11 protein-coding genes are annotated in these 16,541 nt (G+C 34.9%); 4 read left to right on the forward strand and 7 right to left on the reverse strand.

The genetic code is table 11. The features are described from left to right. Nucleotides 1–6 precede the first annotated feature (6 nt). The 4 genes from Q7C23_RS01485 to Q7C23_RS01500 form a co-directional block, all read right to left on the reverse strand. A complete protein-coding gene (locus tag Q7C23_RS01485) occupies nt 7–1,554 on the reverse strand; it encodes an alpha-N-arabinofuranosidase (protein WP_375030852.1) in 1,548 nt (515 codons plus the stop codon). Nucleotides 1,555–1,616: 62 nt separating this feature from the next. Further along, nucleotides 1,617–2,627, reverse strand: a complete 1,011-nt coding sequence (locus Q7C23_RS01490) for an arabinan endo-1,5-alpha-L-arabinosidase (protein WP_375030853.1) — start codon at nt 2,625–2,627, stop codon at nt 1,617–1,619. Between the two features lie 129 nt (nt 2,628–2,756). Continuing rightward, on the reverse strand, nt 2,757–4,316 hold the full coding sequence (locus Q7C23_RS01495; protein WP_375030854.1) for a RagB/SusD family nutrient uptake outer membrane protein: 1,560 nt from the start codon (nt 4,314–4,316) through the stop codon (nt 2,757–2,759). 30 nt (nt 4,317–4,346) lie between these two features. Continuing rightward, the gene (locus tag Q7C23_RS01500; protein WP_375030855.1) at nt 4,347–7,403 is read right to left on the reverse strand and encodes a SusC/RagA family TonB-linked outer membrane protein; all 3,057 of its coding nucleotides are present in this window, start codon (nt 7,401–7,403) and stop codon (nt 4,347–4,349) included. 567 nt (nt 7,404–7,970) lie between these two features. Between Q7C23_RS01500 and Q7C23_RS01505 the strand changes: the two genes are divergently transcribed. After that, entirely contained in the window at nt 7,971–8,660 is a 690-nt protein-coding gene (locus tag Q7C23_RS01505) for an NUDIX domain-containing protein (protein ID WP_072970111.1), read from the forward strand. Nucleotides 8,661–8,962: 302 nt separating this feature from the next. Here Q7C23_RS01505 and fsa read toward each other — a convergent pair whose 3' ends face one another. The 3 genes from fsa to Q7C23_RS01520 all read right to left on the reverse strand — a co-directional run bounded on the left by fsa (nt 8,963) and on the right by Q7C23_RS01520 (nt 12,939). Then, nucleotides 8,963–9,619 carry a fructose-6-phosphate aldolase gene (gene fsa, locus Q7C23_RS01510; RefSeq protein WP_072970110.1) on the reverse strand — a complete coding sequence of 219 codons (657 nt, stop codon included), beginning with the start codon at nt 9,617–9,619 and terminating at the stop codon, nt 8,963–8,965. Between the two features lie 7 nt (nt 9,620–9,626). Next, entirely contained in the window at nt 9,627–11,681 is a 2,055-nt protein-coding gene (locus Q7C23_RS01515) for a transketolase family protein (protein WP_375030856.1), read from the reverse strand. A 259-nt stretch (nt 11,682–11,940) separates the two neighbouring features. Beyond that, a complete protein-coding gene (locus Q7C23_RS01520) occupies nt 11,941–12,939 on the reverse strand; it encodes a GntR family transcriptional regulator (protein ID WP_375030857.1) in 999 nt (332 codons plus the stop codon). 102 nt (nt 12,940–13,041) lie between these two features. Here Q7C23_RS01520 and Q7C23_RS01525 point away from each other — a divergent pair, with 102 nt between their 5' ends. The 3 genes from Q7C23_RS01525 (at nt 13,042) to Q7C23_RS01535 (ending at nt 16,430) form a co-directional block, all read left to right on the forward strand. Next, entirely contained in the window at nt 13,042–14,097 is a 1,056-nt protein-coding gene (locus Q7C23_RS01525) for an aldose epimerase family protein (protein WP_375030858.1), read from the forward strand. A 74-nt stretch (nt 14,098–14,171) separates the two neighbouring features. Further along, entirely contained in the window at nt 14,172–15,332 is a 1,161-nt protein-coding gene (gene galK / locus Q7C23_RS01530; protein ID WP_375030859.1) for a galactokinase, read from the forward strand. 18 nt (nt 15,333–15,350) lie between these two features. Beyond that, nucleotides 15,351–16,430 carry a UDP-glucose--hexose-1-phosphate uridylyltransferase gene (locus tag Q7C23_RS01535; protein ID WP_375030860.1) on the forward strand — a complete coding sequence of 360 codons (1,080 nt, stop codon included), beginning with the start codon at nt 15,351–15,353 and terminating at the stop codon, nt 16,428–16,430. Nucleotides 16,431–16,541 lie beyond the last annotated feature (111 nt).

Raw genomic sequence — 16,541 nt, forward strand, 5'->3', positions numbered from 1 at the left:
TATATTTTATTTTCCTTCTAAAACAACAACTGAGAAAGGAGGAATAGTAATCTCAAGTTTTCCTTTTTTGTTTTCGAAACCTTTAAAAGCTGTTGGAACAATTTTGTTTGGTGTATCGAATGAATTGTAATCTTGTAATTTTGCTGATGTTACAATCGTTCCTGTAAAGTTTTTTACTCCAAGATCCTTAACATCAATTTCTATTTTGTTTTTGTTTTTAGCGTCAACATTTACCAATGAAATATGAACTGCTCCGTTTTTATCTTTTGAAGCTGAAGCTGATACCGCAGGAAGTGTTTCTCCTTTAAAAGTATACAATGGCGATTGGAAACTTAATGGTAATAATTTAGCATCCTGATGAACGCTGTACATTTTCATTACACTATATGTTGGCGTAGTAATCATTTTTGCTTTATCCGTAAGGATTACTGCTTGCAACACGTTAACACATTGTGCTAAGTTTGCCATACGAACTCTGTCTGCGTGATTATTGAAAATATTCAAAGTTGCTCCGGCCAAAACAGCATCTCTCATCGTGTTTTGTTGGTATAAAAATCCAGGATTTGTTCCTTGTTCTACTTCATACCAGCCTCCCCATTCGTCAACAATCATAGCTACTTTTTTCTCAGGATCGTATTTATCCATAATAGCACTATGTTTTGTAACTAGCTCTTCCATTTTTAAAGCTGACTGCATGGTTTTGAAATAACCTTCTTCTGTAAAATTTCTGTCATCTCCTTTTTTGCCCCAATCAATTACGGCGTAGTGATGCACTCCAACTCCGCCTAACATATTTAGCGGAATGTTTTTCATTAAAACTTCTGTCCAATTATAATCGGCACTGTTTGATCCTGATGCAATTCTGGTAATTCCTCCAGTGTTTTCCCAATCTGACATGAACGTTGCAAATTTTCTATATTCTCCAGCGTAATATTCCGCTGTCATATTTCCGCCGCATCCCCAGGCTTCATTTCCGATTCCCCAGAATTTAACCTTCCAAGGCTCTGTTCTTCCATTTTTTTTACGCAAATCACTCATCGGACTTTTACCACTAAAATTGGTATATTGAACCCAGTCAGACAATTCCTGAACCGTTCCGCTTCCAACATTTCCTGACAAGTACGGTTCTGCTCCAAGCAGTTCGCACATATTCAGGAAATCATGGGTTCCAAAACTGTTATCTTCAGTTACACCGCCCCACCATTTGTTTACAATAGTTGGTCTTTGTTCCTGAGGGCCAATTCCGTCTTTCCAGTGATATGTATCGGCAAAACATCCGCCAGGCCATCTTAAATTTGGAATTTTTAAATCTTTTAAAGCAGCGACTATATCATTTCTGACTCCTTTTGTATTTGGTATTTTTGAAGTATCTCCCACAAAAAAACCTCCATAAATACAGCGCCCTAAATGCTCTGCAAAATGCCCGTAAATGTTTTTGTCGATTGTTGGTGCATCTGCATTATTTTTTATGGTTACTACTGTAGTTTCGTTTTGGGCAAAACTTGCCTGATTACAAAGAGTAATAAGAAATGTGATTAAAAGTGCTTTTTTCATAACGTGTTTTTAAAAGATTATAAAGAGGAAGGCTTTATGAAACCTCCCTCCAAATATTAAAATTAATAAGAAAGTGTAGGCCATCCTGATGACCATGTAAAATATACAATTTCTAGTTTTGGATTTCCATTGTCGGCTCCATCATAATAATGAACCGCACCTTTTTGCGTTCCGGTAATTCTTGACAAATGCCCCGGTCCGATATAATTTCCTTGTGTTGCCAAAACTGTTGTTCCGCCTCCACTTTTTAAATTGACTCCGTTTTTATCTGTAAAAGGACCAAACGGACTTGTTGAACGGCCCACTACAATATAATATGTACTGTTGACACCATTGCAGCAAGAACCTCTGTTTACGAACATATAGTAATAACTTCCTTCTTTGATTAAACAAGGAGCTTCCCATGAAGCACTGCTTCCTCCGGCAACAATAGTTCTTGTTCCTGTTGGTTTACCCGTTGAAACATTAATCTGAACAACTCCAATACCAGCATGCCAGGAACCATATGCCATATAAACATTACTTCCGTCTACTAAAATAGAAGGGTCAATGGCGTTTACATCTGAGGCAGATGAAGAAGCCACAACAAGACCTCTGTCTGTCCATTTTGTTCCGGCACTTTGTGAAATGGAAGGAGCTGTTACCAGCCCGATGGCAGAAGTTGCAGATCCAAAAGTCGAACAGGAATAGTACATATTCCAGCGATTGTTAAACCATGCTAAATCTGGCGCCCAAAATGTTTTGGTAAAACCCGGAACATAACTTGTAATCCAGCTTGGAGTTGAAGTGAACACTGATGTTCCCCAAGTCCAGCTTGTTAAATTTGTTGAATAGGTCATTGGGATATTATCACCTGTTGTAAACACATAATAATTAACACCGCTTTTTATAATTGTACTTGGGTCATGCGACGGAACATTGCCGCTAACCGTTTTAGCTGTTATATTTTTTACCTGAGAATTTTGAGTTGTCTCAACTGAGACTGCCTCATCATTCGAAGGGATTATAGTATCTTCATTCTGGCAACCTGCTAATAATACTGCTAATAAAACCAAACTTGTAATTGTTTTCATTCGTGATAAAATTTAGTTACTGTAAAAAATTCATTACTCTATAATCGCATTCTTTTTTAAGATAATATCATATGACAGATTTTTCTTTCTGCCATATGATATTAGGTATTCTAACTAATTCAATAAATATTAATAACTTTCATTTTGGATTGTACCCGGATTGTTATCCATTTCTAATTGTGGGATTGGATAATATTCTCTACCTGCAGTATAAGAATTAAACTCCGCATCTCTCGATTTCAACCATGCCAATTTTGTAGCATCCTGCAACCATCCCCAACGACGAATATCGTCAAAACGGTGACCTTCAAGAGGGAATTCCAGGAATCTTTCGTGTCCAATTTGCTCTCTCATTTGATCCTGAGTCATTCCTGGTTTTGCTGTTGCCAAATCAGGTAATCCAACTCTGTTTCTTACCATTTGAATATATCCGTAAGCCCCTGGAGTATCTCCTGTTTCGTTAAGACATTCTGCATACATTAAAAGAATATCTGCATATCTTAATAAACGTTCGTTGATACCAGAACGCCAATCGTATTCATCAGCAAATTCTCCATCAGAATTTTGATATTTTCTGCAAAATATATCATTTAAATCGCCTGGACTTGCAGCATAAAAAGTAGCAAAATCTCTTCCATATAACTTAGCTCCCGGCTTGTTATAAAAAATAGTAGCATCTAAACGAGGATCAAGATCACCTGTTTTTGTTTTCTCATCATGAAATTCATTAAACAATACCCAAGAAGGCTGTACGTCTGTCCATCCAAAAGCTCTTGGTGCATAAGTAATAGCACGCGCAGACGTTTTACCCCAACCTGAAGCCGGAGCACCTCCCCAACCTAAATCAACACCACCAGCATCTCTGCTGAATTGCACCTCGAAAAGAGATTCCGAATTATTTTCATTAGCGGTTGTAAAGTTGTCGCGATAATTTGAAACCAAAGAGTAAACTCCTAAATCTATCACTTGTTTGAAAGCTGTTTTTGCATTGGCAAAATCTTTAATAAACAAGTAGGTTTTTCCTAAGTATCCTAAAGCAGCTCCTTTTGTAGCACGCCCTTTTTGATCTGCATCTATACCTGAAATACCATCATAGGAAGTAGGAAGTAAGTCAGCAGCAGCTTTAAAATCTGCAATAACCTGAGCCCATCCTTCAGCCTGTGTTTTCTGAGGATAATACACTGCCAAATCTGTTGGCAACGGCACATTTTTAAACATGTTTACCGCATGAAAAAGAAACAGTCCTCTTAAAAAATAAGCTTGTCCCAGTATTCTGTTTTTAAGTGCCGCATCCTGAAATTCAATAGCTGGCACGTTTGCTAAGACCTGATTGGCGCGGTAAACTCCCTGGTAATACGTTTCATAAGCCCATCCATAAATAGCAGCATCGGCTACATTTGAATTAAAGTGACCCGCATTATACATTGAACCCCATGGGCTATTTGTACGTGCATCATCTGATCTTGCATCTAACAACAATGGTGTACTTCTCATGTAAGTCCCGTCAGTTAATAAACTTCCGTATGTAGCATTTACTCCTTCAAGGGCATCCTGGTCTGTTTTCCAGAACGAATCAACTGCATCATTATTAGGGTCAATTTGAGTCAAATCTTCATTATCAACACAGCTTGTTGTTACAACAGCCAGTGAAAAGAAAACAGCTATATAATTAAATATTTTATATTTCATTTTAATACGTTTTTAATTGGTTAAACCGGTTTAGAAATTTACTTCTACTCCTAGAGAAATTGTTCTTGGATTTGGAAAAGATCCCGCATCATATCCTCTTGAAAGCAATCCGTCACTTGTAAAATCCGGATCATATCCAGAATAATTTGTAATTGTCCACAAGTTTTGACCATTTACATAAACTCTTGCTTTTTGAATAAATTTATCTTTCAACGGAATATTGAAACCCATTTCCATAGTTTGCAATCTCACATAATCTCCACTTTGAATAAATCTGTTAGAGTCTCTACCGTTTCCATTAGGATCACCAATTACTGGTGCAGGAACATTAGTATTTGTATTAGTTGGCGTCCAGTAGTTCAATTCATCTGTACTGTGATTTGTATATTGTCCAATCATTAAATTGCGGTACATGGCATTGAAAACTTTATTTCCTCCCGCACCTTGCCAAAACATTGAGAAGTCAAAATTTTCATAAGAGGCACTGAAATTCAATCCAAAACCATATTTCGGAATAGATACCCCTTGAAAAGTTCTGTCGGCATCTGTAATAATTCCATCACTATTTACATCTTTAAATTTCACGTCTCCAGGAGCCGCTCCTGTTTGAGTTGGTGATGAAGCTACTTCTGCAGCATTTTGAAAAATACCAATTGCTTCCCAGGCAAAAAGCTCTCCCACAGATCTTCCTACCTCTGTTTTTGAAACTGCTCCATAAATAGGGTTTCCTGTAGCTCCAATTCTGGTTACTTCATTTTTTAAAGTTCCAAAATTACCAGAGATATCATATTTAAATTTATGATGGTGATTACTATATGATGCTGTAAACTCAAAACCATTATTTTCCATATCTCCAGCATTTGTTGTAATATTTGCCGGAAAAGCTCCTGTAGAAAAAGGCAATGGAACCCCTACCAACATACCAGTAACTTTTTTCGCAAAATACTCTGCTGTAAATTGTAAGTCATTATCTAAAAATCCTAATTCTAATGCGATGTTTTTACTGGTTGTTTTTTCCCAGTGCACATTAGGGTCAAGTGCTGCAACCACAGTTGTTCCTGAAGCTAGTTCATTGTTAAAATCATACCCTGCAAAACTATTTACTGTGGAAGCAAAAAAGTACTGTGGAATGGTATTGTTACCTATCGTACCGTAACCACCTCTAAGTTTTATATTGCTTACCCATTCTGGTAAATGCAGGAACTTTTCGTTACTAATTCTCCAACCTCCTGAAAAAGAGTAGAAGTTTGCAGAATTATTAATATCACTAAAAAGAGATGTTCTGTCTTGTCTGAAGTTAGCCTGTAATAAGTATCTGTCATCATAAGCATAATTTAGTCTGCTGATGTATGATATTCCCGTAATCGTAAATTTATATTCGCTTGCATTTCTTGCATCAGCATACTGAAGCATTGGAATTTCTCCAGGTGTATAACCTACCCCTCTTGAGTTATATCTGTGATAGTCTCTCTTTTCCTGAATCCAGCCTGCAAGAGCATCAATTTTATGTTTTCCAAGTGTAAGGTCATAAGTCAATAAATTATTAACGAAAGTTCTTAACTCATTTCCAGTTTCTACATCTAAAGAAGCTTCGTCATTTGTAGTAATATAATACCATCCTAAATCACTTGGCGGTATAAATTTTCTGTTTTCCCAGTCTGTTCTGTCATAACTTACGTCTAATTTATATTTAAGACCTTTAACAATTTCAAATTCTCCCCAAATGTCACCAATAAAGCGATTTCTTTTTCCGTTATTATCAATCAGATTATTATACCCAATTGGGTTCATAGAAATTGCGCGTTGCGTCAGGTTGTCGGTACCTCCATAACCCCCTAATCTGTTAGCATCATAAACTGGCATTGTTGGCACAGCAGTAAGCATATCGCTAATAAATGTTTGTCCTGCATTATATTCGTTGAAAATCTCTTTATCAGATTGTGTATACGCAATCTTAGCTCCATATTTGAATTTTCCTTTTTTACCATTCAAATTCATATTGGTTGACAATCTCTCGTACTCTTGTGGTGTTTTTAAATAACTAGTATTTTTAAAATAATCAATGTTCATGCTATAAGCAATACTCTCTGCTCCACCTGTAAAAGTTAAAGCCTGATTTTGTACTACACCCGTTTGCATTGATTCTTTTTGCCAGTCTGTATTTACGTCATTGATATAAGACGGGCTCATAGGATCATTTCCTGGAGCGATACTTACCGGAACTCCGGCTCTGATATCTCTGTTTCTTTCTGCTTCGCTAGTAATTTTTTGATATCCAACACGATCAGTTACATCCCATTTTTTTGCCACATCCTGAAGCCCAACAATAGATTTAAACTTAACATCCATTTTGCCGGCTTTTCCTTTTTTAGTTGTAATAATAACAACTCCGTTTGCTCCACGAACACCGTAAATTGCAGCCGAAGAAGCATCTTTCAAAACCTGCATCGATTCAATTTCTCCCGGTGCAAAATCATAAGGAGCATCAACCATAATTCCATCAATTACAAAAAGCGGGCTGTTGTTTGTGAATGAAGTTATACCTCTAATTTTGACATTTACAAAACCTCCAGGTTCTCCAGATGATTGTACTGTTACTCCGGGAACTTGCCCCTGAAGCATTTTTGCAGCATCATAAGTTACCGTTTTTTTAGCCGATTCTATATTTACAACACTTACAGATCCTGTTAAATCAGATTTCTTTTGCGTACCGTAACCTATTACAACTACTTCATTTAATTTGTTAGTATCCTCACCTAATGCAGCATTTATTTTAGATTGATTTCCTACTGCTATTTCCTGATTTTGAAAACCCAGAAATGAAAAAACTAATACATCATTTGCTGATGCTTTAATAGTATACTCTCCATCAAATCCAGTTACAGCAACTGTTTTTGTTCCTTTTATCATAATGTTCACTCCCGGCAATGGTAATTTGTCTTGTGCCGAGGTAACAACTCCGCTAATCTCTTTGCCTTGGGCCGACATTTGATTAACGGAAAATAATAGCATCATTAATGCTAATAGCCATTCTTTTTTTGGCAATAAAAAATTGCAATAAAAAAATAATCGTTGGTTTGTTATCATATTGGTTTTTTTAAGGTTGGTTAGTTGTTTAATTATAAGTGTTAATTCTACATTTGTAAATTTAAATAAAAAAAAAGCTTAAAAACAAATTAATATCCCAAAAAAAAGCGATAAAAAAAATACATATCGTAATTTAAGTGTCAAATGGACATTTAAAATTTAGTGTTTCTTTCAAAAAAAGTGTGTTTTTGGAAAGTTATTTGTGTAAAATATACACTTTTTATCAAAAAGCAGCTTTTTAAGCAAAATTTAACGCCTTAAAAAAAAAACGAAAACGATGTAATTTTGAACTAATTGGAGAAGAAAAAATGTTATTTTTGTAAATAAAATCCTGTTTTTGACTTTAGTTTTTTGAGTATTTAAATAACATTCTTTCAAAAAACCATCTTGTAATATCCTGTTTTCGTCTTAAAACAATCTAAAAACAGAAAAAAGACTGTTATTTTTTTCTAAAAAGTCTTTTTTTTAACGTTACTTTTGATTAGTTATTTATATAAGTGTAAAACACACATTAATAAATTATGAAACGTATTAAGAAGTTTATATATTTACCATAAAAAATTTAATATGCTAAACAGTTATAGCTCTGCTGATAAAGTCCTATTAGCAGTAGATTGTATCATTTTCGGATTTGACCATGAAGGGCTAAAAATTCTTTTAATCAAAAGAGATTTTGAGCCGGAAAGAGGAAAATGGTCTTTAATTGGAGGATTTCTAAAACGCGATGAAGTACTCGATAACGCGGCTATAAGAATATTGCATACTTATACCGGGTTGCACGATATTTATATGGAGCAGTTGCATGCGTACAGTGAAATTGATCGTGACCCTGTCGAAAGAACTATTTCGGTATCCTATTATGCTTTAATTAATATTGAAAATCACAATACAGAGCTTATTCAAAACTATCATGCACAATGGTTTAGTATAACTGATGCTCCAAACTTGATCTTTGACCACAACGAAATGGTAGATTATGCCATTAAAAGATTACGTTACAGAACTTCAATAAAACCAATTGGGTTTGAATTATTGCCGGAGAAATTTACCATGCGTCAATTATTAGAATTGTATGAGGCAATTTTAAGCAAAGAATTAGACAAACGTAACTTTATCAGTAAAATTAATTCATTAGAAATTCTGAATAAATTAGAAGAAAAAGACATGCAATCCTCCCGAAAAGGTTCGTATTTGTATACTTTCAACAAAGAAAAATATGAAGAAAAATTACTAAATGATTTTGTGCTGAATCTTTAGGATAAAAGTTTCACGCAGATTTTAAAAGATTTAAGCAGATCTATACAGATTATTTAATCATTTTAATCTTTTGTACCGATAGATTTGGGCGTGACTATTTTTCTTTTACAAAATAAAAAACCCTGAAAACTACAAACTTTCAGGGTTTTTACTTCAATAAAACTACTATTAAAAACTAAACAAATTTTCTTTTTTGAAAAGATAATCTCTCGCAGATCCTGCAGATTCAGCAGATTTTATTTCAATCTTGATCATCTGTTAAATCTGCTCCCGATAGCTATCGGGACTGCGTGAAAAAAATCTTAGCTATTCCCTTTTTGATAATCTGCTAAAAAGGTAGCTAATCCAATATCCGTCAAAGGATGTTTTAATAAACCTTCAATTGCACTTAGTGGTCCCGTAATAACATCTGCTCCGGTTTTGGCACAATTGATAATATGCATTACGTGTCGAACTGATGCTGCCAATATTTGGGTTTCATAACCATAGTTATTATATATCAATCTGATTTCTTCAATCAAATTCATTCCGTCAGTCGAAATATCATCCAGACGTCCAATAAAAGGTGAAACATAAGTCGCTCCCGCTTTTGCAGCCAGTAAAGCCTGACCTGAAGAAAACACCAAAGTACAATTGGTTTTTATTCCTTTATTTGCAAAATATCTGATTGCTTTTACACCGTCTTTTATCATCGGGATCTTCACGACGATCTGCGGATGCAAGGCTGCCAGTTTTTCTCCTTCGGCAATCATTCCTTCAAAATCAGTTGAAATCACTTCAGCACTAACATCGCCATCAACCAATTCACAAATTTTTATGTAATGATCCAGAATATTCTGTGCTCCTGTAATTCCTTCTTTTGCCATCAATGAAGGGTTTGTGGTTACACCATCTAAAACTCCCAAATCATTGGCTTCTTTAATATCTTTTAAATTTGCTGTATCTATAAAAAATTTCATTTTTCTTTTATTTTGAAATGTTATAATTATTATGCTCTAAATATTTGATAATCTCTTCGCAGGCATTTTTACTTGTAAATCCGAATTTCTGATCCAAAACCGAAGCCGGAGCCGAATATCCGAAATGATCTAGTCCGAAAACTTTTCCTTTGCTTCCCACTAAATTTTCCAGGTTCACCGGAAGTCCTGCCGTAAGTCCAAAAACTAGTTGGTTATGCGGAATAACACTTTCCTGATACGCTTTTGGCTGCGATCGGAAAAGGCCTTCTGAAATTATTGAAGCAACATTTATTTTTATTTTAATGATGTGTTCCAACTCTTCTGCAGCTTCAATAAGTGTCGCTACTTCAGATCCATTGGCAACTAAAGTAATGGCAGGATCTTCACTTGATTTTACTAAATATCCTCCTTTTTTGGCATTTAACGCATCTTCAAATCTTGAGTTCCCAATTGCTGGAATAGAAGTAATTTCTTGTCTGGAAAGAATTAAACCCGTTGGTGTTTTCTTGTTTTCCAGCGCCATTTGCCAGGCAACAGATGTTTCAATAGCATCAGCAGGACGAAGTGCTAATAAACTTTGATCGCCTGAATGGTTTTTAATTTTTTCTAACAATCGAATTTGTGCTTCCTGCTCAATTGGCTGGTGTGTAGGACCATCTTCACCTACGCGGAAAGAATCATGCGTCCATACATATTTTACCGGTAATTCCTGAATGGCTGCCAAACGAATAGCCGGCTTCATATAATCAGAAAAAACAAAAAAGGTCGCCACTACCGGAATTACACCACCGTGAAGTGCTATTCCGTTCCCAATCGCAGCCATTGTTAATTCGGCTACTCCAGCTTGTAAAAAGGCTCCACTGAAATCATTTTTCTTTAAAACGGATGATTTTTTAAGGAAACCATCTGTTTTATCACTGTTAGACAAATCGGCAGAAGAAACAATCATGTTTTCTACATTTTCAGCCAAATATCCTAAAACAGCTGCGGAAGCATCTCTTGTTGCTGCATTTGCTTTTTGAACGATAGCACCGAAATCTAAAGCTGGTAAATCGCCATTAAAAAACTGTTTTATCTTTTGAGCGGCTTCAGGATTCTGAGCTTCCCAAGTCGCATATTTTGCTTTTCTCTCAGCCGATTCAACAATTTTTTGATTTAAAATGTTCTTATAGTGTTCCGCAACTTCTTTATAAATCGCAAATGAATCTTCCAGATTTGCGCCTAAGTTCAATAATGTTTTTGCAAAATCAGCTTTAGTTCCCCCAATTGGTTTTCCGTGAAGTTCGCACTGACCTTCATACATTGTTCCATCCGCCATTACACAACCTTTCCCCATAATGGTTCGGCCAATAATCAGGGTTGGTTTCTCCGTTTCATTATGCGCGTCAGTCAAAGCTTTACGAATCTGAGCATGATCGTGTCCATCAATTGTAACCACTTTCCAACCCCATGATTCATATTTCATAGCGGTGTTTTCTGTCGTTACCTCATCGGTCATAGACGAAAGCTGCACGTCATTTGAATCGTAAAACATGATGAAATTGTTCAGTCCCAAATGTCCGGCAATACGTCCGGCGCCTTGAGAAATTTCTTCCTGAACCCCTCCGTCTGTAATGAATCCGTAAATTTTATGATCGAATAAATTCTCAAATCTTGCTGAAAGGAATTTGGCCGCAATTGCTGCTCCAACTCCCATCGCATGTCCCTGACCTAATGGTCCGGAAGTGTTTTCGATTCCTCTTTTTACATCAACTTCAGGATGTCCGGGTGTTACAGAACCCCATTGTCTGAAGTTTTGAAGATCTGTTTTTTCGAAATTTCCCAACAAATAATATTGAGCATACATTAATGCCGAAAGGTGACCGGCATCCATAAAAAAACGATCTCTAAAAATCCAGTGCATATCACTCGGATCGTATTTTAAATATTCAGTATATAAAATATGCATGAAATCAGCACCTCCCATGGCGCCCCCAGGATGGCCTGAATTCGCTTTTTCGACCATCGAAATGGCTAAAGCGCGAATATTATTTGCGGCTAATTGGTCAATTTTGTTGTTCATTTTAAGTATCTAAATGGTTTGTTGTTAATAGCGGCTTAAAATTTGTCCAGCAGTATTACGAAAACAAAAAAAGCTTTCAAATAAAATCAAAAACAAATAATAAGTGTAAAATTTACATTTGCAAATGTAAATAAAAAAGTTTTACGAAAACAAAAAATTAGATCCTTATTTTTTTTGCTAATAAATTATACATTTAACAAACAAAAATAAGTTTAATTGTGATTTGATGATCATTTGACTAAAAACACCAAGCAAACAACTACAAAGAATGGCGCATAATAAGAGCCGATTTATTTTCGATCTGCACATTATTTCCTTTAATAACCATCTCGGCCAGGATTTTACCCATCATTTCAAAATGGGTCGAAATGGTACTAATACCATTAGCTACCACTTTTTTTAGAGGTGTTTCGTTATAAGATATAATTCCAAAGTCAGAACCTAATCTCAAATTCTGATTTCTTGCATTTTCAATTACACGAACCAGATCACGGTCATTCGGAATAATATATAAATCTCCTGAAGTAATTTCACGATCCGTAAATTCGGTTATAATTTCAGACTCAAAATGATACTCGGAGCAAAAAGCTTCAAACCCTATTTTCATTCCAAGTGGCTCTCTAAATCCCGGGAAAATTAAAATCAATTTCTTGTATTTGCCTACCCTTGCTTTTCCTTTTACTAATCCTTCAAAAATGTCTTTTTCATGATTTTGATAAATCGCCGGATACGATTTTAAATCAGGATTGGTCTGGTCCAAAATAATAACATCATTCACTGGTAGGGTTTTTATCAAATTGACTATATCGTTTAAATTGGTCGGCATGATAATGTATTTCGTATAATTTCCATTACTGTCATTTATTAGTTTTTGAAATACCTGCAAATTGAAATGATGAAAGAAAATATCCACCTGAACATTTTTTCCAATGTTTTTTAAAAATGAATTATAGATGTCTTCCTTGAAAATATTTAATTCATCAAAAAGCAAAAATATCTTCTGTTTTATAGCAATTTCAGTGCTTTTGACGTAATATCCTTTACCTGGAATTGCGTAAATAATTCCTCTTTTTTTCAATTCGTCGTATCCCAGCAAAACCGTATCGCGCGACAAAGAAAAAGCCAGACAAACTTTATTGACTGATGGAAGTCGGTCACCTTTTACCAATTTACCTTCTTCGATCGCTTTTTCAATTGAAAGAATAATCTGTTTATATTTTGGTAAACCGAGATTATTTTGGATAGAAATTATGTTCATGAAAAATAGATTTTTTCCGCAATATACAAAAAACTGGTAGGTACTGGTATGCAAACATAAAGAATGTTTCTATTTTTGAATTTCACTTTTGGTAAAAATAATATGGAAATAAAACACATATCACATTTTGAAGATCAGTCTGATTGCAAATTATTTGGTTTAATGCCTGATAACGAAGAAATTCATTCTTTTGAATTGAATAATAAAAAAGGAATGAAAGTGCAGCTTATTAATTATGGCGCAACAGTTACTTCCTTAAAAGTTCCAGCTTCAAATGGAAAACTGGTAGATGTTGTTTTGGGTTTTGATACTTTAGAATCTTATTTATCTTCTTATAATTTACCAAGTGCGCCTTATTTCGGAACCACAATTGGCCGTTATGCAGGAAGAATCAGCAAAGGAACTTTCACTTTAAATGATGAAACATTTCAGCTTGTTGGTAATAATAATGGGAATACTTTACACGGTGGAAATATAGGTTTTGGAAGAAGAGTGTGGAATGTAAGCGATATTAATGGAGGAGAAAATCCATCTATAACTTTTGGGCTTTTAAGCGAAGATTCAGACGAAAATTTCCCTGGGGAATTACACGTTTATCTTACTTATACTTTAACAGAGGAAAATGAATTAAAGCTGGAATACAAAGCGATTACTACAAAAGATACTGTTATAAACTTAACCCATCACAGTTATTTTAATCTTGACGGGCATGATACTGCAGTCTTAGATCAGCAAATGTATATCGATGCTGATAAAATGTTAGAAACAGATGCTAAAGGTATTCCAACAGGAAAATTCACAGATCTTTCTAATCATAATTTCGATTTCAGAACAACAAAAAACTGTCCTTCCTCTATTGACAATTCTTTTGTAATTGATTCAAAAGATAAGATTGCTGCTCAATTGTTCAGTGAGAAAAACAATTTAAAAATGGAAGTCTATACAGATCAGCCAAGTGTACATATATATGTAGGCGGAAATTGTTTTGATATCCTTCAGGGAAAAGAAAACACAAAATATCATGCAACCAGCGGAATTTGTTTTGAAACTCAAAATTTTCCGGACGCACCAAATCAGGCACATTTCCCGAATTCAGTTTTGAAAAAAGGTTCAGAATATCGTCAAACAACGGTTTATAAATTTGATCGCATCAATTAGCTTAAACTATATTTTATCTGATTCTAATGATTTTTCATTCGAATTAAAGACAACACTATTACAATTACAAAATAATGAATGACATTTTAATACAAAACACCTCAGCCTTTTTTGAGAAATCGTTTGGATCTGTTCCTCAAAAAATTGTGCTTTCTCCAGGAAGAATCAATATTATTGGAGAACATATTGATTATAACGACGGCTACGTTTTACCGGCCGCAATTGATAAAGTAATTTGCTTTGCTTTTGAAAAAAATAACACCAAAAAATCTAAAATAATCGCCATCGATTTAAATGAAGAATTTGAACTTGATTTAAATGAACCTATTCAATTAAGCGATGTCGTTTGGACCAATTATATTCGGGGCGTTGTCAAACAACTTCAGGACAACGGATTTTCATTTGAAGGTTTCAACTGTGTTTTCAGCAGTAATATTCCGGTTGGTTCTGGTCTGTCTTCATCGGCAGCTTTGGAGTGCGGAACACTTTTCGGTATAAAGGAACTTTTCGATTTAAAAATTGAAAAAGTGGACATTGCCTTAATGGGGCAAAAAGCAGAACATTGGGTAGGAATCAATTGCGGAATTATGGATCAGTTTTCAAGCGTTCACGGACTTGAAAACAAAGTAATAAAATTAGATTGCAACACTTTAGAATTTGAATATCACGATGCTGATTTCAAAGATTACTCTGTTATTTTATTTGATAGTAATGTAAAACATTCACTTTTTACTTCTGAATACAATACAAGAAGATTAGAATGTGAGGAAGGTTTATCAATTATAAAGAATCATTTTCCGGAAGTAAAAAGTTTCAGAGATTGTTCTGAAGCACAACTTTTAAGTATTCAGGATCAATTTTCTCCGGTTGTTTTCAAGAGAGTTCATTTTGTGGTTAAAGAAATTAACCGTGTTGTAAAAGCGTGTGAGGCGCTTGATGAAGGAAATATAAAACTTTTAGGACAATTGCTTTTTGAAACGCATTATGGTTTATCGCAGGAATATGAAGTAAGCTGTGAAGAGCTGGATATGCTTGTAGACACTGCAAAAGCTGATGATTCTATTATTGGAGCACGTGTAATGGGCGGTGGATTTGGTGGTTGTACCATAAATTTAGTTAAAAAAGGAGATGAAAATGAGGTAAAGCGTAAATTTTCAAAACTTTATTTAGATACATTTGGAATTGAATTAAAATTCTATGATGTAAAAATCTCAAACGGAACAACATTACTTTAATACCTCAACCAGAATACAATGAAAAATTTTGACATTAACGAAGACCCTCACAGACGCTTCAATCCTTTACTTAACGAATGGGTATTAGTTTCACCTCATCGTGCAAAACGCCCTTGGCAGGGACAAAATGAAACAATTGCCACTGAAGCTTTACCAAAATACGATCCAACTTGTTATTTATGTCCAGGGAATGTTCGCGCCAACGGTGTGAATAATCCTAAATATGATAGTAGTTTTGTTTTTGAAAATGATTTTGCTGCCATGAAACAGGAAGAAATTATTTTTGAAGAAGACATTAAACATACCTTTTTTAAAGCAAAACCAGAACAGGGAATTTCAAGAGTCGTTTGTTTTTCACCAAGACATGATCTTACGTTACCGGAAATGGATCTTGACGGAATTGAGAACATTATTAGAACCTGGCAAAAAGAATATACCGATTTAGGAAGTATAAAATACATCAATCACGTTCAGATTTTTGAAAACAAAGGAAGCGTTATGGGATGCAGTAACCCGCATCCGCATGGACAAATCTGGGCGCAATCATCATTGCCAACACAGGTTGAAAAAACGCATCACAACCTAAAAGCCTATTTTGATAAAAACAAAAGAACGCTTCTTCAAGATTATCTTCAGGCCGAACTAAAAGCAGGTAGCCGTATTGTAATCGAAAACGATGATTTTGTTGCATTGGTTCCTTTCTGGGCAATCTGGCCTTATGAAACGATGATTTTAAGCAAAAGAGCCATCTCAAAAATTACTGATTTTACAGAAGCTGAAATAAGTTCTTATGCTAAAATCTTAAAGCAGTTAACCATTAAGTACGATAATTTATTTAGTACTTCTTTTCCGTATTCATCAGGAATTCATCAGTCACCAACAGATGGTTTAGAACATCCTGAATGGCATTTCCACATGCACTTTTATCCGCCTTTGCTACGATCTGCTACGGTTAAAAAATTCATGGTTGGTTACGAAATGTTAGGTGAGTCGCAACGTGATATCACACCTGAAAAAAGTGCAGAAATTTTAAGACAACAACCAGACGTACATTATAAAAGTAAAGAAGTAGTTGTCGAAAAAGTCGAAGCGAAATAAGATCCTGTTTAAAATTTAACATAATAATTCACTTATAAATGTAAAAAATACATTTGTTAGTGATGTAAATATAGATTTTTATTATACTTTTGGCTTTCGTTCTTATTTTGA

The organism is Flavobacterium sp. LAR06 (genome assembly GCF_041946075.1).
Taxonomy (GTDB): domain Bacteria; phylum Bacteroidota; class Bacteroidia; order Flavobacteriales; family Flavobacteriaceae; genus Flavobacterium.